Annotated in this window: 15 protein-coding genes; 1 reads left to right on the top strand and 14 read right to left on the bottom strand. The window is 26.9% G+C overall.

The features are described 5' to 3' along the window. Nucleotides 1-13: 13 nt before the first annotated feature. Nucleotides 14-1426: an oligosaccharide flippase family protein gene (locus I4V16_RS07650; RefSeq protein ID WP_195541850.1), complete on the bottom strand. Its 1413-nt coding sequence runs from the start codon at nucleotides 1424-1426 to the stop codon at nucleotides 14-16. Between the two features lie 244 nt (nucleotides 1427-1670). Between I4V16_RS07650 and I4V16_RS07645 the strand changes: the two genes are divergently transcribed. After that, nucleotides 1671-2486 (top strand): glycosyltransferase, encoded by an 816-nt coding sequence (locus tag I4V16_RS07645; RefSeq protein WP_099329271.1) that lies wholly within the window; start codon nucleotides 1671-1673, stop codon nucleotides 2484-2486. A gap of 42 nt (nucleotides 2487-2528) precedes the next feature. Here I4V16_RS07645 and I4V16_RS07640 read toward each other — a convergent pair whose 3' ends face one another. From I4V16_RS07640 to I4V16_RS07580, 13 genes are all read right to left on the bottom strand, one after another. Beyond that, nucleotides 2529-3575: a DUF1015 family protein gene (locus I4V16_RS07640; protein WP_049177535.1), complete on the bottom strand. Its 1047-nt coding sequence runs from the start codon at nucleotides 3573-3575 to the stop codon at nucleotides 2529-2531. Between the two features lie 41 nt (nucleotides 3576-3616). Next, nucleotides 3617-4783, bottom strand: coding sequence for an NAD/NADP octopine/nopaline dehydrogenase family protein (locus tag I4V16_RS07635; RefSeq protein ID WP_195963282.1), 1167 nt, complete (start codon nucleotides 4781-4783; stop codon nucleotides 3617-3619). Between the two features lie 30 nt (nucleotides 4784-4813). Further along, nucleotides 4814-6628 (bottom strand): aminotransferase class I/II-fold pyridoxal phosphate-dependent enzyme, encoded by a 1815-nt coding sequence (locus I4V16_RS07630; protein ID WP_099329274.1) that lies wholly within the window; start codon nucleotides 6626-6628, stop codon nucleotides 4814-4816. A 20-nt stretch (nucleotides 6629-6648) separates the two neighbouring features. Next, nucleotides 6649-7335, bottom strand: a complete 687-nt coding sequence (locus I4V16_RS07625) for a LicD family protein (RefSeq protein WP_195573023.1) — start codon at nucleotides 7333-7335, stop codon at nucleotides 6649-6651. A gap of 198 nt (nucleotides 7336-7533) precedes the next feature. Further along, a complete protein-coding gene (locus I4V16_RS07620; RefSeq protein ID WP_195573021.1) occupies nucleotides 7534-8436 on the bottom strand; it encodes an LCP family protein in 903 nt (300 codons plus the stop codon). 139 nt (nucleotides 8437-8575) lie between these two features. Then, a complete protein-coding gene (gene galE, locus I4V16_RS07615; protein WP_049177530.1) occupies nucleotides 8576-9592 on the bottom strand; it encodes a UDP-glucose 4-epimerase GalE in 1017 nt (338 codons plus the stop codon). Nucleotides 9593-9648: 56 nt separating this feature from the next. After that, a complete protein-coding gene (locus I4V16_RS07610; RefSeq protein ID WP_195573019.1) occupies nucleotides 9649-10818 on the bottom strand; it encodes a DHHW family protein in 1170 nt (389 codons plus the stop codon). Nucleotides 10819-10837: 19 nt separating this feature from the next. Then, nucleotides 10838-12253, bottom strand: a complete 1416-nt coding sequence (locus I4V16_RS07605) for an MBOAT family protein (RefSeq protein WP_195573017.1) — start codon at nucleotides 12251-12253, stop codon at nucleotides 10838-10840. A 146-nt stretch (nucleotides 12254-12399) separates the two neighbouring features. Beyond that, on the bottom strand, nucleotides 12400-13506 hold the full coding sequence (locus tag I4V16_RS07600) for a phosphotransferase (protein WP_195573015.1): 1107 nt from the start codon (nucleotides 13504-13506) through the stop codon (nucleotides 12400-12402). A gap of 103 nt (nucleotides 13507-13609) precedes the next feature. Beyond that, nucleotides 13610-14827 (bottom strand): hypothetical protein, encoded by a 1218-nt coding sequence (locus I4V16_RS07595; protein WP_099329281.1) that lies wholly within the window; start codon nucleotides 14825-14827, stop codon nucleotides 13610-13612. A gap of 19 nt (nucleotides 14828-14846) precedes the next feature. Further along, entirely contained in the window at nucleotides 14847-15707 is an 861-nt protein-coding gene (locus I4V16_RS07590; protein ID WP_099329282.1) for an AAC(3) family N-acetyltransferase, read from the bottom strand. Nucleotides 15708-15728: 21 nt separating this feature from the next. Continuing rightward, the gene (locus I4V16_RS07585; protein ID WP_099329283.1) at nucleotides 15729-17018 is read right to left on the bottom strand and encodes a hypothetical protein; all 1290 of its coding nucleotides are present in this window, start codon (nucleotides 17016-17018) and stop codon (nucleotides 15729-15731) included. Nucleotides 17019-17225: 207 nt separating this feature from the next. Then, the gene (locus I4V16_RS07580) at nucleotides 17226-18083 is read right to left on the bottom strand and encodes an FAD-binding protein (RefSeq protein WP_099329284.1); all 858 of its coding nucleotides are present in this window, start codon (nucleotides 18081-18083) and stop codon (nucleotides 17226-17228) included. Nucleotides 18084-18096 lie beyond the last annotated feature (13 nt).

Genomic DNA, 18096 nt, shown 5'->3' with positions numbered 1-18096 from the left:
TATCTTATTCAACTTATTTACAATTCATTTTTTTATATATTCCTAGTCCTATTTTTACCCAAACCAATCCTATAATAAACATTAGTGCCCATCTTATTACAAAATAATCTATAAACACATAGAATATTAACGCTGCCAATAAAACTATACCTACTCCTACTAGATAATACGTAAAAGGAAAGTCACTATGCTTATATTTAAATGTAACAATAAAATGATGAACCAAGAATAACACTATATATGCTATTAATGTAGCAATAGCTGCTCCATATACCCCCATTTTAGGAATCAAAATAGCATTAATAGCAATGTTAACAAGTCCAGATAATATTGTTGCCATAGCAATAAATTTAGTTTTTCTTATATAAAATTGATAATTTGATGGGAAAGTATATAAAAACACAAAATAATATCCTATTATAATTATAGGTAATAGTGGTATACCCGTCCAATATTCTTGACTAGAAAATATCTTTACCACCTCTGGAACTCCTAAAATAAACAATACTGTCATAGTTGTAAACACAGCAATATATATTTTTGACTTTTCTTTTATTCCCTCTTTATCATCTAACTTCAATCCATCATAATACCAAGGAACCCATGCACTATTAATAGCTAATTGTATAGTATTAATCAAACTTCCTATAGTATATGTAAATCCATATATACCTACAGCTGCTTCAGTTGTCATCTTTTGAAGCATTATCTTATCTGCTTGATTCAACACTAAATGTGATAGATTATGAAATATTAAAGGTATTGCTATTGGTAGGCAGAATTTCCAATACTTAAGGCTTATTAGCTTTCTTCCCCTTAATATTATTTTAATATATAAAAATAATCCAACTATAATTGCCGATATTGCGCTTCCACAAATTTTTCCAAAGTACTTATCACTATTCATAGACGTAATAAGCATTACTGATATAGATACATTTATTATTGTTACTACAACAGAAGATAATATATATGCTTTATGATTTTTATCAAATGTAAATACTGAAGTAACAAAATTAATAACAAAAGTAAAAAAGCTTTCAAATAGTAATATAATTACTAAATTGAATCCAAACCCTATCATATTTGAAACTTGATTTCTAAATATCAATACAATAAATGAAACAACAGCAAAACTAATTGTTCCTAAAAATAAAGTACTTGAAAGATATTCCTTATATTCATCATCTTCCAAGTTAGCTCTAGCGCTCCCAACTGTACTATTTATTCCTATACCAACAATAATAGCAAATATTGCACTCCATGTTGAATATATGGTAACTACTCCATAGTCTTCAGTTGATAGTAATCTTGTAAATATAGGTATTGTAAAAAAGTTAACTCCTTTTAATATAAATGTTCCAACTGTATACCATATAGCTGAATTAAGTAACGAATTCCCTTTTAACCAAGATTTTATCGACATGATAATTCTCCTTAACTTTAACTCATATTTAACCTTCTTATCACTGTAAACACCTTAATTCTAGAAAGTTTCAATATTAGTATTATACGTTTTTATTAAATATATTGTCAAGAATACTACATTTTAAGAACTTTACATATATTCAACAATCTCGATTATACATATATTTACCATTCTTCTTGATATAATCCTTCTTTATAACTATAATTAAGTTAATATTACATTAAATTTAGGAGGACAAATTATGAACTTTTCTGTTCTTATGTCAATATATAAAAAAGAAAAACCAGAATACTTTTCTTTATGTATGAAAAGTCTATTTGAACAAAGTATAATACCAACTGAAATCGTAATTGTGAAAGACGGACCACTAACCGAAGAATTAGATAACATTATAGATGAATATATTAACAAATATCCTAATATACTAAAAACTGTTCCTTTAGAAATCAATCAAGGCTTAGGTAAAGCTTTAGCAATTGGTGTAGAAAACTGCTCACATGAACTTATAGCTAGAATGGATACTGATGACATATGTGCTCCTGACAGATTTGAAGTTCAACTAAAAGAATTTGAAAAGAATACAGATTTAGATATCTTAGGAAGCTGTATTATTGAGTTTGAAAGTACACCTAATAATGTTTTATCCGAAAGAAATGTACCTTTAGAGCATAATGATATCTATAACTTTGCTAGAAAAAGAAATCCATTTAACCATATGACTGTTATGTATAAAAAGTCTAAAGTATTAGAAGCTGGTAATTACCAACCCCCTAATGGTTTTGAAGATTATTACTTATGGGCTCGTATGCTAGTTAATGGATGTAAGGCTAAAAATATCTCAAAGCCTTTAGTATATGCAAGAACTGGTTTAGATATGTTTGAACGCCGTGGAGGATATGATTATTTAAAAAAGTCAATTGAAGCAAAAAAATTATTTCATAAAATTGGCTTATATTCACTAGGAGATTTAATAATCTCTTCTTCATCTCATATTATGGTAAGCTTAATGCCTAATAAATTAAGAAGCTTTATTTATTTAAAATTACTTAGAAAATAAAATAAGAACAAAGAAATTATATAATTTCTTTGTTCTTTTCATTTATTGATACTGTTTAAATATTAAAAATGATGGAAATTTAGGTGAAAACCACGTTGATTTTGGTGGCATAATACACTTGTTATTTGCACACTCAACAAACTCATCTTTTCCTACTGGATATGTTTCAATTAACATATCCTTATGATCTAATCTAAACTCACCATCAGATACTTCTAAGTCTGATACATATTTAATCTTAGATGTATCAAATATTCTAAATGCCTGTGAAATAATTTGCGTATTTAAACGATAGATATCATTATTCCAAAAAGCATCAGAATTTAATTCAATTAAATTTACAACAAAACTTTCTTCATTATATGTTATCCTAATCTTTCCTTTTGATAACGGCACATCGGCAGACTCTACTTCAAACCTACTATATATAAACTCTTTTCCTCTTTCAAAAACCTGTGCATCTATATTATTTAGTATACGATGAATAGGCAATATGTCTAAATACTCAAAACTTATCACGCAAGATAAAACAGAATTCTTAAAATTAGATAAAGATGTTGTATATAAACGATGATGTCCATCTGCCACATAGAACGTATCTATTTCCTTAAATTCTTCGATTATCTCCTTTGCATTTTCTCCATCCAAAACAAATATCTCTAAATCAGGAAATATATATTTATTTGAATATTTATTATTATTTATATATTTTTCATAATCCACTTTTTTTCTATGAGCTAATAAAGTCGGTGCTGCTTCACAATTATATCCATGTAAATTACTTAACATTCCTTGAATTGTTTCAGGTATAACCAATTCATGACACTTAATTTTATCTTCTTTATATTCACTTATTGGCACATCACAAACTATTCCATAAGATTCTTTGTACTTAAATATGTAAATCACATCTTCAAAACCTTCTATTGGATTTGAATTTAAGTAATCCTTCTCTTTCTCAGTTAAGAATAGTGTTCTTTTATCTAATGCAATTCTATTGTCTTTTATATTAGCAAGATTAATAAATTCAGAATTATATATCTTTCCACTAACATTTAAATAGGATTGTTTAATTTCTTCAACTCTCATTTTCTTCTCCCACTTTACTAATATAATAAGTTACTACTATTTCATTTACTATAATACCTAACAATATCTTCAACTGAATTCAATCCATAATTTTTAGGCATAGGTAAATCCTTTAAATCTTTACCTATAAACTTTCCATCAACATAATACTCTACATTGCTAACTTTCTCATACCAAGCTAGAACTTTATCTATAGATGGTGTTTTTATTCCTGCGACATCTCCAAATCCTTTTATAATACAAAGTCCGTATGGATAATCTTCTAAAAAGTATCTCGATTTAAAATCTGGAATAAACTTTCCATTAACTTCTATCATAGGAGACTCTATTCCTTTAAAAGCTTCTATACTTCTTATTTTATTAGTCATTTTTTCTATAGAATCAGATTCATAATATTCTTTTAAAGAAAGTACATCTTTTAAATCCAGTCCTTCTATGGCATTGCATATATTCTGTAACTCTTCATCACATGCTAGTAACATTTCTGAAGCCTTATTATTCCACTCTGAATAAAATTGTATATTTCTATCCCAATATACTCCCTCTTCATAATCCTTAAACATAGCATATAACCTTGTAGTGTGCAAAATAGGATTAGATGGAGTGAATGTTACACTTAAATAATTAGGTAGCATAGTACATTTTATCTTTAATAGTGACTCCATAAGGCAACATACATTCTCTACTTCTGATGAAGGCCATGCAGCAATAAATAGCTCCTTTTTCTTTCCAAGATCATATACAGAATGACCATACTCTTTTATTCTAGATATACCATGAACTCTTTGGAATCCAAATAAGACGCACTTTTTCTTCTCTATAAGCTCCTTGCAATAGAACTCTACTCCTCCACTTCCTGGCATAACTCCTATCCAAGTTCCTTCTCTTATATAATCTTCAATACTTTTTAAGACTACAGGAAAGACTTGTGAAGGTAATGTAGATATAATTATATCTGCATTAGATATAACCTCTTTTGGATCCGAAGAAACATTCTTTAATATTGAAGTATATTTCAAATTGTCACTACTATCATATACATCTATTTTATCACTCCACTTATCAGTCCTTGATGTATATAAACTTACATTTACTCCACTGTTTTGACCTAAATATCCAATCAATAGAGTTCCTATATTTCCTCCACCTAGAACACATATATTAATAGTATCTTCTCCAAAAATTTTAGAGCTAATATTACTATCCATATTAAATCCTCCAATAATTAGAATATTATATTATTCTAAAATAGTTTTTAATGCCTCAACTAATTTCCTGTTTTCTTCTGGTCTCTTAACAGCTACTCTTATATATTGACCATTAAATCCTTTTTTGCTAGATAAATCTTTAATAAATATGTCATATTCATCTAATAATCTCTTAGTTATATCATAGGCTGTATTATCACCTAAAATCTCACATAAAACATAATTTGCTTGTGTTGGCACAACTCTTAAATTCTTTACATTCGAAAGTTCTTCTAAATACTCTCTTCTAACTTCTTTAAACTTTTCAATTGCAGTTGTATAATCACCTTTATACTTTTCAAATATTTGCATATAGAATTCTCCAAAAGAATTTATATTCCAAATAGCAACATCTTTCTTTAATTCGCTAATAAGTTTAGTATTATGAGATGCTAATATTCCTAAGCGAAGTCCTGGAACACCGAATGATTTAGAAATACTCTTAACAATAATCAATTCTGGATAATCATTTAAAATATAATCTTCTAAAAGAGTTGGTGATTCTTCCTTATCTGCAAAATCAACAAAAGACTCATCTACTATAAATGTTATGTTTTTATTTTGTGCCCATCTAGCTAACTTTAAAACATCATCTTTACATATATAGTTACCTGATGGATTATCTGGATTTATCAATAATAAAGTTGAAATATCTTTGTCTTCATAGAAACTCATTAAATCCATTGCAGTATATGCATAGTCTTTGTTATTAGGATAGTAAGGTACCACATCTTCAGCATTCTTTCTATTTGGATATTCTTGGAATGTAGGCATAGCCATACCTATTTTCCCTTCTCCTCTTTCCATTAAGGATTTTATTAACTCAGCAGCACCATTTCCTACTACAACATGTTCCTTATTTAGTCCAAAGTATTTAGCAGCTAATAAACTATTAACCTCTAATCCTGATGGATATTCGCATAATAATGTTTCAAAGTTTGCTTTTATTTCATTCATTAACTTTTGTGGTGGATAGAAAGGATTTACTAAGTAACAAAAATCTATTACTCCTGGATATCTCCAATATCCGCCATATCTTGCTTGTATTTTAGCTAATTTCTCATCTGCTGTTGGTGCAAATATAGATTCTGCTATATCTAAATCTTGAACATCATCAATTTCATACCATGACTCATTTCCTAATTTAGTAGCTTTAATTTCAGGCTTATCTAATAAAGTTATAACCTTTAATACTTGTTCATAATATTCATTATCCCCAAGTGCTTTACTATACGCCTCTAAGAAAGGCACATAGTGACTAGTTGAAAACTCCTTACTAAATTTATAGATATTAACTGTTTTATAATAGTTTTGAATATCTTCAAACTTGAATGCTTTCTTATCTAAAAATCTAGTTATATTATTTTCCTCATCTAAAGTTACTACAGTCCCATCCATCCAACTTTCATATTTAGCAACTAAAGCTAAACTTGGATATGGATCATTAACTATTTTTTCTAGAACAGAGTCTTCAAATATTAAATCTGATTCAAGTAATAATGTATCCTCTTGTAAAAGACAATGTCTTGCTAAATATAAAGAATAGATATTATTTGTCTTATCATAAATTTCATTTTCTACATAATTTATTTTTGTTTTTATATTTAAAGTAGAAATATACTCTTGAAGTTCTTTACCTTTATAACCTACTACTACAGTTATATTAGATAAGTTTAATTTATCTAATTGAGATAACATTCTTTCAATCATAGTTACCCCATTTACTTTTACCATACATTTGGTATTGTTATTAGTTAATTGTTTTAATCTCTTTCCCATTCCGGCAGCTAAAATTATTGCTTGCATATTATAAATCCCCTTTCAAATTACTTTATCTCTTTATATATTCCGTATTTTCCTTCTAGTTCATTCCAAGCTGGCCCTTCTTCACTTACCCAATTAGGGTTTGGAATTCTCCAAGATTCACTATATATATCAGCCAAGTATTGTTCTGCATTAACTGGAATTCTATATTTTTGATTATTTATTTCTAAATACTTAAACTCTTTTATTTGAGATGAAATCATCTTAGATACAAACTTCTTAGTTGGATCCTCATTTACAATTCCTTTTTTATTAAAATATACATAACTAATCATATGTTCATTCTCTTTTTCATATATAAAGAAATCAATTGTCATTCCTTTATACTCATAAGTTTGTTCAGTAATTTCGCCATCAAGAGAAAACTCATGTAGCTGTTTAAATCCAGCATTAGTTAATAGACTATTTAATTTATTCCATGAAAACTCTCCTGTCCTTATAACTCCCAAATCCAGATCAATATCATGCTTCATGAAACCACCATTTCTAATTAACCCTAACAGAGTCCCATATGTAAAAAAGTATTCAATCCCACTATTATCAAGTACTTTTGATATTTTACTTGTAATTTCTAATCCATTTTCTTGTAACAATTGTCGTTTTCTTTCATTATCTCTTTTGTAATTCCAATCCTTATATGCTTTTACAGGAACATATAAAATTTTTATTTTTTTTAGTTTCTGTTTCAATTTAAACCAAGTTATATTCATATTCCATCCCAACTTTCATCAAGAACTTTTCATTATAAATTTTATTAGTTAATTATACATCAAATACATTTTCTACGCAATTAATCTACATTTAATGACTGGCTTAAATCAATAAAAGAAGTTGTATCAAGACAGTACATTCTTGATATAACTTCTTTATTAATATACTACCAGTTTTTATTGATTAGTTTCAGTTCCATAAATAAAATCATGAATGGCTTTCTTATTTGCTGCTCTATCCCACTCCAAATAATATATACCTTTATCCATAGAATCATGACTTGTTCCATCTATAGGAATTCTAAACCCTTCAAGGTCATCGCTACTTAAACTCATAACAGCCTTAGCTAAATCAAGTAATTCAAAAGTAGATAAATTTGTTTCTACATTTGATGATAAATCAGAAAGTGCCTTTGGATAACTTGAAACGGAAATACTTTTAGCTTTATTAAATATAGCCATCAATACTTTTCTTTGTCTACTAGTTCTTTGATAGTCATTATCTATTTTTCTTATTCTTGAATATGCTAATGCTTGCTTTCCATTTAAAGTAACATTACCAGACTTTGAAGCTCCTATTATTTTCCTTTCACTTTCTGTTATATTTATATTTATTCCACCAATATAATCAATTACATCTACCAATCCATCAAAAGAAACTTTAACATACTTATTTATATCTAAGTCAAACTCCCTATTTACTACTTTTACAGATTCCTCTACCCCACCAACATTATAAGCATAATTAATCTTATGTTTTTCTGCATTAGGTCCTAAATCTACACTTAAATCTCTCATTATAGATGTAAGTTTTGCAGTGTTAGTATCTTTGTCTAAGGAAAATACCATCATAGCATCAGATGCATTTTCTTGATTATCTATTCCTAACAATAATATATTTGTTATATTTTCTTTTTTACTCTTTTCTTCTGTTTCACTTGAAATACCCAACTCTTCATTTGTCCCTTTTAATTGAACAGTTTTTATTCTATTTATATATTTATAAGCACCAAATCCTCCTGCAACTATTATAAATAAAATTACAGTTAACACTATTAGAACTTTTTTCCACCTCTTCATAATAACTTTCCTTTCCTTTATATATATTTACATTATACATAATACCATATTATCCCTTATAAATTCTTATCTTTTTATTAAAAAATATACTCAAGCAAAAAGCTGTATGGAAGCTTATCCATACAGCTTAGTATATTACCTAATTGTCATATCCATTTGGATTGTTTTTTTGCCATCTCCATGAATCTCTACACATATCATCAAGATTCTTTTCAGCCTTCCAACCTAATTCTCTTAAAGCTTTTGTAGCATCTGCATAACAAGTTGCTATATCCCCAGCTCTTCTTTCTACTATTTTATAAGGAACCTTTTGTCCTGATGCCTTTTCAAAACTGTTAACTACATCTAGTACACTATATCCAATTCCTGTACCTAGGTTATATGCTTCTACACCATTAGAACTTAATACCTTACCTACAGCTTTTAAGTGACCTTTAGCTAAATCTACAACATGTATATAATCTCTTACTCCTGTACCATCATGTGTATCATAGTCATTACCAAATACACTTAGCTCTTTTCTCTTACCAACTGCAACTTGAGTTATATATGGCATTAAGTTATTTGGAATTCCATTTGGATCTTCTCCAATTCTTCCACTTTCATGTGCTCCAATTGGATTAAAGTATCTTAATAAAGCAACGCTCCATTCATTATCAGATACATATATATCACTAAGTATTTGTTCTATGAATAGTTTTGTGCTTCCATAAGGGTTTGTAGCACTTGCTGTTGGCATATCTTCTGAGAACGGAACCTTATTATTCATTCCGTAAACTGTAGCTGATGAACTAAATACTATCTTTTTAACATTATGTTTTCTCATAACATCACAAAGAACTAAAGTACCAGATATATTATTTTCGTAATATTCTATTGGTTTTTCTACAGATTCACCTACGGCCTTTAACCCCGCAAAATGAATAACTGCTTCAATATTATTTTCATCAAATACTTTATTAAGACCTTCCCTATCTAAGATATCAACCTCATAAAATTTAGGCTTCTTTCCTGTTAGTTCCTCTATTCTATTTAATGATTCTGGTTTACTATTACAAAAATTATCAACTATTACTATATCATAACCTGCTTGTAATAGTTCGATAGATGTATGTGAGCCAATATATCCTGCTCCTCCTGTAACTAAAATTGACATATAAATTTCCTCCTTCTAACTACCATAAATATTTTTCTAACTCTATTAGATATTATTTATTTTAATCTCATCTCCTGTATTCCACTAGGATTAAACAAAGCAATAACTATATCTGGTTTACTTTCTTCTATATAATCTATTATAGACCCTTGTTTATAATATCTAAAGTCAACTGTATCTAACTCACTACAAATAAGTGATAAAAAAGGAGTAAATGCACATCCAAAACTATCTCTTATAAGTAATACTTTTTTATCATTTGGGCTAAGATTATTCTTTATAATATTAAGAGAATAATCTCCTCCAATATACATAGCATATGGATTTGCTTTAAAATAATCCTTTTTATCTATATGATGCTTTGAAATTAAAGCATCACTCCATTTCCCACTCCTATTATAATTATCAGCAGGTAATGAGTTATAGAAATTGGTTTCAAACTTAGGTATATATAAAGATATATCATCTACACCTGCATAATATTTACCTACACGCTTGCCCTGTGAACCTAAAAACCAATCTTCATATACAATTTTATCATAGTTATTTAAGTCAGTAAATTTTTTATCAAATTTAAATCCATACTTTTCTTCAAGTAATGAGGAAACCTTTTGAAACCCGTAAAACGCTCCCTCAGGAGTCCAATGGTGATCAGTGTTAAAAAAGTAATCTTCCTGATTTAAACCATCATTATACATTTCTTCTCTTAAATCAATAACATCAATTTCGTCAGATATTTGACTTATATAATTATCTGCATATTCATTATCATATGATTTAACACCTTTAGGTAGTTCATCTTCATATTTGCTTATCTTAGATGGAGCTTGCACATAAAGAAGTGGAATATTTTCCCCTTTAAGATAGTCATTGAGCTTCTTTATAGAATTCGCTTTTGATGTTGCATCATTTAGGCTTGAACTGACAAATGTCAATTTATCATTGCTTAACTTTATAATTTTATTATCTTTATCTATATCTTCTACTGTCCTTCTACCAATTAATTTTTGAAACAAACCATTATAATTTATAAACGCATTCTTATATCTATCCAATTTAGTAGCGCCATCTACTCCTGCTTCAACACATTTATATACTTCACTTAAATTTATACCATCTGACTTATCAATAGTTCTATATACATTTAATGACTTAGTTAAACCACTTATAATAGGCAAGGTGAATATTATAATTAAAAAAACTATACATGTTACTTTTTTCTTCATGAACTTTTTAGTCCTTTCGTTAAAAATTAAAATAAATAAATGGATTATATGCTCCCTTTAATATATATGAAATTGCTACTATAAACAAAATAAGCATTCCCATTACATATATAGGAGCTATAAATTTATTTTCTTTAACCTTTTTGTTAATACTTTTATAAATAGGTGTACTAAATATAGTCGCTACTATTATAAAAATAAGATTTTCAACAATATTTAAATAAAAATAAGCATCAAATATACCGCTAGCTCTAACTCCAAACATTTTTCCAATATATGAGAAGGCTTCTGTGATATTACTAGCTCTAAATATTACCCATCCTAATATAACAAAGAACATAGTATAAATATGTTTTATAAAAGAAAGCTTATTAAATTTCTTTTCAAAACCGATAAGTTTTTCTATTGATATTAGAACAAAATACATTATTCCCCATATAATAAATGTCCAATTTGCCCCGTGCCATATCCCCGTAAGAAACCAAACTACAAATAAGTTAAATAATAATCTCTTCTTTGTATCTACTCTGCTTCCACCTAATGGAAAATACACATAATCCCTAAACCAACTTCCTAAAGATATGTGCCATCTTCTCCAAAATTCAGATATTGATTTTGATATGTATGGATAATTGAAATTCTCTAGAAAACTAAATCCAAACATTTTACCTAAACCTATAGCCATATCAGAATAACCACTAAAATCATAATATATCTGAAATGTGTATGCTATAGCTCCTAACCATGCCATTGATACAGATAGCTCATTGATTGAGTTCATATTAAATGCATTATCTGCAACTATGGCTAAGGTATTTGATAACAATACCTTTTTTCCTAACCCAACCATAAATCTACATACACCACTAGCAAAATCGTCAAAAGTTTCCTGTCTACTTTTTATTTGCTTCGCAATAGTCTCATATCTAACTATTGGCCCTGCAATTAATTGTGGAAAAAACGCTATATATAAAGCTACATTTAGTGGATTTTTTTGTACTTCTCCATTTTTTCTATATACATCTATAACATAAGATATAGCCTGAAATGTAAAAAATGATATACCAATTGGTAATGTAATATTAGGAACACTTAAATTACTTCCAAATATATTATTTATGTTAGTTAATGTAAACATCAAATATTTAAATATAAATAATATACTTAAGTTAATTATTATAGTCATACATAATAATAATTTTATCGACTTCTTATTTTCCCTCTTTTTATCTACTCTTATTGCTAAGTACCAATTAATTAAAATTGATATTATCATTACTATTACAAACTTAGGCTCACCCCAAGCATAAAAAAACAAACTACTAAATGTTAAAAATATATTTTGTAATGTTCTGCTTTTTCTTAATAATACATAATAAACAAATATAACTATTGGTAGAAATATAAATATGAATTCAACTGATGAAAATAACATTTGCCCCTCCGACTTTTATGTTAAATTTAGTTATAAAGTAATATTTTTATACGTTTTACTATATATACCATTAAGATTATATCATTTTGTTATATTTTTTTAAACAAAAAAGCATGTATAGATTATTTCTCTATACATGCTAATAACTATATATACTTATTAACTATATCCTTCATATCTTCCATAACTTCTTCCATATCAGATACAAGCTTTAATTGATTTCTAGCTCTTTCTAGATTATGATTAGGTCTATGAATTTGGAAATATTTATCTCCATTTATATGATCCATAAGGAATCTCATAGAAAGTTCTAAAGTTATAAGCTTAGCTGAAAAAGGTAAGTATTCAATTTCTGTTTCAGTTAACGCCTCTCCACAGGATTCTAAGAAACCCTTTGTAAATAACTCAAATAAGTTAATATCAAAATTTACTTTTGATAAGTCTGCTTCATCTTCTAAAGCAGTAGTTGCTCCTGAACGTATAGAATCACCATAATCATATAATGATAAACCTGGCATAACTGTATCTAAATCTATAACACAGATTGCATCCCCCGTTTCATCATCTATCATTATATTATTATACTTTGTATCATTATGAGTAACTCTAAGAGGAAGTTTTCCTTCATTTAATAAATCTACTAAAACTCCAGTTTCTTTTTCTCTTGTCATAATAAAATCAATTTCAGCTTGTACATCTTTCACTCTACCACAAGGATCATTTTTTACTGCTTCAATAAAATCATTATATCTTTTTCTTGTATTGTGAAAATCAGGTATTATTTCATATACAGTATCCGCTGGAAAATCTGAAAGTTGGCTTTGGAACTTTCCTAAAGCTTTTCCACATTTATAAAAATCCATTGGATTTTCTACCATCATATAAGTTGTTGCACCTTCTATAAAATGATAAGCTCTAAAACAGTCACCTTCTTCTGTTCTATAATATAACTTTTCATCCACCGTTGGTACTAAACGCAACCCTTCTCTTGTTACGTCTCCACCTTCTTCTTGAACCTTCTTAGAGATATGTTTAGTAACACCATCTATATTATTCATTAGTTCATCAACAGCTGGAAAAACATCTGTATTAATTCTTTGAAGTATATATTTCTTTAGAGTCCCATCAGATTGCTTAAATTTTAATATATGAGTATCATTTATATGACTACATATATGCCTTTCTGAATTTATAAGTTCCCCACTAAATTTAAATTTTTCAGCTAACTCTTTACAGCTATACGTCCCCTTCATAGCTAACTCCCTTTCATTTTTAGTTCTTTGTAAAATGTTTACACAAGTATATTTTACTTTCTTTATTTTTTAAAAGCAAGTATGCATACTACTTATATTCAAGTTATTCCTTTAACTTTAATTGAGTATTATAATATATATATATCATTAATACTAATTTTACTATTGCAGCCATTAATGCTGAAATACAAAAACCATATATACCAAATGACTTTACAAGGCACAAAGAAAAAATAACATATACAATTATGTTTGCTACATTAACCCACATTTGCCACGATATATTGCAAAATTTCATTATTACTGGATTAATTACATTACTCATCATATTAATTATTGCTCCTAGAGTAGTTATATAGATAATCTTCATCGCTTCCTCAGCATAATCAGGATATAAAACACCAAGTATAGGACTACTTATAACTAATATAGATATATATGCAAATATACCAACTATTGTCAAACTAATAAGAATTAACTTAAAAGATTTATTCTTAAACTTCCTCATTTTAGATAAATAAGTCAAAATTACATTGTTTATTGGACCAACTAACATGGATACAGTTTTACCAAAGAGAGTTGATACATAATATACGGTTACCATTTTAGGTCCTAATATTGGATATAATAATAATTTATCTATATAAGTAATAGCTGTACCTAAAAATGAAGCACCTAATAGAACGAGACTTTGTTTTGTAGTCTTCTGAAATAATTGTGTTTTTTTAAGCGGTTCATATATTAAATCACTTCTTCTTATTATATAAATTAGACTTATTAACTCTCCAGTAATATAAATTATTTGCCAACTTTTAAAGAACCAGAATATAACAAACCCAATTCCATAACCTATGCCCAATATTATATTGTTATATAATATTTTTTTGTAACTTATATTTAGACGAAAGGCTACCAACAAATACCTTCTTGTAAGTTGTATGACTGATAAAATAATTATTAAAACAATACTTTTAAAGTTGAAAGTACCTTCATATATATAAGTTCCTATTGTTACAAAAATAATATTTAATATACTATATAAAATTAATAATATATTAAAATCTCCTTTTATATTTAAATCTTTATATTCATTATTCATTAATAGTCTTGAATTACTTAAAGCAATACTAAATGACTGAACAGAAAGTGTAATTAGACTAATTAATGTCAAAATTAATCCATACTCTTCTTGTCCATAACTGCCCGCAAGTAGCGGCAAAATTATAAATTGCAAAATTAAAATTGGCAATATAGTTGCCACTATATTCAACAGCATATCTCCTGCTATAAGCTTAATATTAATACCTTTTTTATTCATCATATTCTTAACTACTTTCTATTTATTTATAACAATATATACCTTCTTCAGCAAATTCAATTGCTTTATTTAATCCTTCTCTTGCATCAATCCAAACTAAATCTAAATTAGATAACTTGATATGTTTTCTTGTTTTTATATTTCTAAATATCTTTTTAAATACTTTATTATTATTTTTATGGCCTTTTGTTCGAATAATCATATCCTTCTTATACTTTTTATTATTAATAATTAATACAGATGTATATTCTTTACTCAATACTTCACTAAAATAATCAATTTTATCTTTTAATAAATATCCAGCACAATGAAATAAAGATATCTTTGTTGGTTCTTTTCCTAAGCCCATAAATAACACTTTTGAATTTTCTAATTTAGTAAACTTATAATAAGGTGATCTATTATCAAATCCATACTCACTAAAAAAATGCTCCTCTATTATTTCAGATGCATTTTTTCCATAAGCACAAACTGAAAAATGTGTGCATGCACTACGGTATGTATTTTTACCTAACCTAAAAACTTCTGAAAGTACTCCCGCACTAGAGGGAGTATTCTCTACATCAAAATATAATCTATCTGAGCCATACGATGGCATTAATAGCATTCCTTCTGGTCCTATAATATCTTTCAATATCTTAATAACATCTTGCGGTTTACCTAAAAAATTATAAAATTGTCTCCAAGATGCATGCACCATAATATTATCACCTTTTTTTATCCCCATTTTTATTAATGTATCTTTTAATTCTATCTTTGATATATTTTTTCTATAAAATTTTTTCTCTACTTTAATCCTTTTTCTAATTAAAGCATCAACTATTCCCTCTTTTTCCTTAGCCCCTATCAACTTCCTAAAAATAAACTTTAATTTACTTATCATAACTTCACCTTCTTGCTATAACTAAGTTTTTCTAGGAAGAAAAATTAAAATCAAACATAATGCGATAAATCCATGCGTCAATAATATCGTGAAAAAAAACGAGCTTATAAATATAAAAGCTAGAATGCAACTCGATACTATAAAGATTCTACTATCAAGACCTTCTGCGCAAGCATCTAAAATTTTAAATGCAAAAACTATTATAAATGGCATTATAAATAATCCTAATGATCCAAAATTTGAATACGCTTCACTGAAAAGACCATTATTTGCTCCCATGTTAGGCTTATTAAAATATAATTCTCCAATTAAATTATCTATTGGTGGATATGATGACTCTATACCAAAATGCCTTAAAAAGCTCTGCTTTAAATAATCTGGAGTATTTTTACTAAAAAAATCATAATAATAATAATTTAATAGATTAGGTACAAAAAATACTCGTCTAATTATAAAATTAACTATATTATAAGATTTCATTATGTAATACTCAATTCCTCCAATGAAAGGAATCAATGCTAAAAGCCACGGCAATCTCAAAATATATCTATTATTATATATCCAATATAATATAATAGATAAAACTGTACTAAAAAATACTGTTTTAGATCCATTAATAGAAAAACTTAATAATTGTATTAATACTATAAAACTTGTCATTTTATACTTTTTTATAGACATATAATATACTATAAGTACTGGATTAATCATTTTAGATGCAGCATAAATATAACTAAGTAAAGTCGGAATTTTAAAACTACTCGCTTCACTTCTTAAGTCATATACATTAAATATATCTAAAGTTATTCTAAATCCAGTATATCTCCAAGAAATAAATATTATAGTAATAAAAAATAAAAAAATTATAACTTTAAGTACAAAATCTGTAATTTTCTCTTTTTTTATTTCAACTAGTTTTAATTTTGGAAACAAAAGATATGTTATAAGTAAAATTAACCAATAAATCACAAATTGAATAACAAAGTTAATTTCAAAATCATAAAAAGCAACCATTGTAGTAAACGGAACAAGGGATATATATACTAATACTGTAATTGTTATTCTGGAAAAAGATACTTTTCTATTTAGTCTAATTATAATTGGAATAAATATCATTAATATAAATATTGATAATATATATCTACTAAAATTAAAAGAATATCTAAAACCTGAATACTCAAATATAGGACCTATTAATTTATAATAGCTTATATCTAAAAGAAATCTAAATAGAAAAATTCCAATGGTTAATGTTATATTATCAGCACCTCTATTTTTTTTATAAAACTCTAAATTCACTATTTTTTTCATATATTTCTCCCTATATATTTCTAAATTGTTAGTATAATATATAAAATTCAGATAATATACCATAAACTTCACGAAAGAATACTTAGTTTGAATTGTATAATTCAATAATACTATCTTTTAAATGTTATAAAAACATAATCAGATTTTATATAAATTTCTTATTATAGTATAACTTTCAACTATACCTTAGAAAAAATACTATTTTATTTAATCCCATCTTACTACTTCTAGTAATATATCTTTTTTTAAAATTCTATGTATTTTTATTACCTTATCTATTAAGACACATACTTGCTTATAAGAACCATCTCCATTATTAATAATCCAATTTGATGTTTTTTTTGAAAATCTAACTCCATTTTTATTTCCAAAATTAATCACTCTTATAATTTGCATAATATATTTATTGTATTTTCTAAATACTGACCCAAAGTTATACCCACTACTATCTTGAAATTTCTTTACTAATTCAATTCTTTCTCTTTTTAATTTTTTTGTTTCCTCTTTATTCATTATATCAAAATTAAAAATTGCGCCTACAATTATTAACTTACTTTTTTTAAAAATAGAATTTCTATACTCAAATTGACACTCTTCTTTTTTCATAACTTTTGATATATGATTTTCATAATCATATACGTAAATTTCTTCCAAATAATCACTTATACATAAATTATAGGCTCTACCTCTTCCAGCATTCATTGCAATTGATCCCCCAACTAAAGCAGGAAGAGAGTATAGGTATTCAATTCCACCATAGCCATCACAGTTAATAAAATTAATTAACTTTTGTAGTCTTACTGATGCTCCAACATAATATCTTCCATTGTTTAATTTTTTTATAGAATCATCCATCTTTTTCAAACTAATAACTTCTTCAAACACTTTCTCATCGTTGATTAACAAATTAGATCCACCACTAATAATATATAATTTACTACTATTTAATTTATTAATTAATTCAATTAATTCATCAGTACTCTCAGGAATATATAATCTCTTAGCTATTCCCCCTATCTTTATTGTTGTATACTTTTTTAAACTTTCATTACATATAACTTCCATATTCAATCTCCTT

It is taken from the genome of Clostridium sp. 1001283B150210_160208_E6 (genome assembly GCF_015669365.1).
Taxonomy (GTDB): Bacteria; Bacillota; Clostridia; order Clostridiales; family Clostridiaceae; genus Clostridium; species Clostridium paraputrificum.
This window is presented reverse-complemented; position numbering and strand designations above follow the sequence as displayed.

Coding starts and splice junctions, on each gene's coding strand:
- I4V16_RS07610 (WP_195573019.1), bottom strand. CDS start 10,818: ATGAAGAAAAAAGTAACATGTATAGTTTTTTTAATTATAATATTCACC.
- I4V16_RS07645 (WP_099329271.1), top strand. CDS start 1,671: ATGAACTTTTCTGTTCTTATGTCAATATATAAAAAAGAAAAACCAGAA.
- I4V16_RS07600 (WP_195573015.1), bottom strand. CDS start 13,506: ATGAAGGGGACGTATAGCTGTAAAGAGTTAGCTGAAAAATTTAAATTT.
- I4V16_RS07640 (WP_049177535.1), bottom strand. CDS start 3,575: ATGAGAGTTGAAGAAATTAAACAATCCTATTTAAATGTTAGTGGAAAG.
- I4V16_RS07635 (WP_195963282.1), bottom strand. CDS start 4,783: ATGGATAGTAATATTAGCTCTAAAATTTTTGGAGAAGATACTATTAAT.
- I4V16_RS07590 (WP_099329282.1), bottom strand. CDS start 15,707: ATGATAAGTAAATTAAAGTTTATTTTTAGGAAGTTGATAGGGGCTAAG.
- galE (WP_049177530.1), bottom strand. CDS start 9,592: ATGTCAATTTTAGTTACAGGAGGAGCAGGATATATTGGCTCACATACA.
- I4V16_RS07585 (WP_099329283.1), bottom strand. CDS start 17,018: ATGAAAAAAATAGTGAATTTAGAGTTTTATAAAAAAAATAGAGGTGCT.
- I4V16_RS07595 (WP_099329281.1), bottom strand. CDS start 14,827: ATGATGAATAAAAAAGGTATTAATATTAAGCTTATAGCAGGAGATATG.
- I4V16_RS07620 (WP_195573021.1), bottom strand. CDS start 8,436: ATGAAGAGGTGGAAAAAAGTTCTAATAGTGTTAACTGTAATTTTATTT.
- I4V16_RS07650 (WP_195541850.1), bottom strand. CDS start 1,426: ATGTCGATAAAATCTTGGTTAAAAGGGAATTCGTTACTTAATTCAGCT.
- I4V16_RS07605 (WP_195573017.1), bottom strand. CDS start 12,253: ATGTTATTTTCATCAGTTGAATTCATATTTATATTTCTACCAATAGTT.
- I4V16_RS07630 (WP_099329274.1), bottom strand. CDS start 6,628: ATGCAAGCAATAATTTTAGCTGCCGGAATGGGAAAGAGATTAAAACAA.
- I4V16_RS07580 (WP_099329284.1), bottom strand. CDS start 18,083: ATGGAAGTTATATGTAATGAAAGTTTAAAAAAGTATACAACAATAAAG.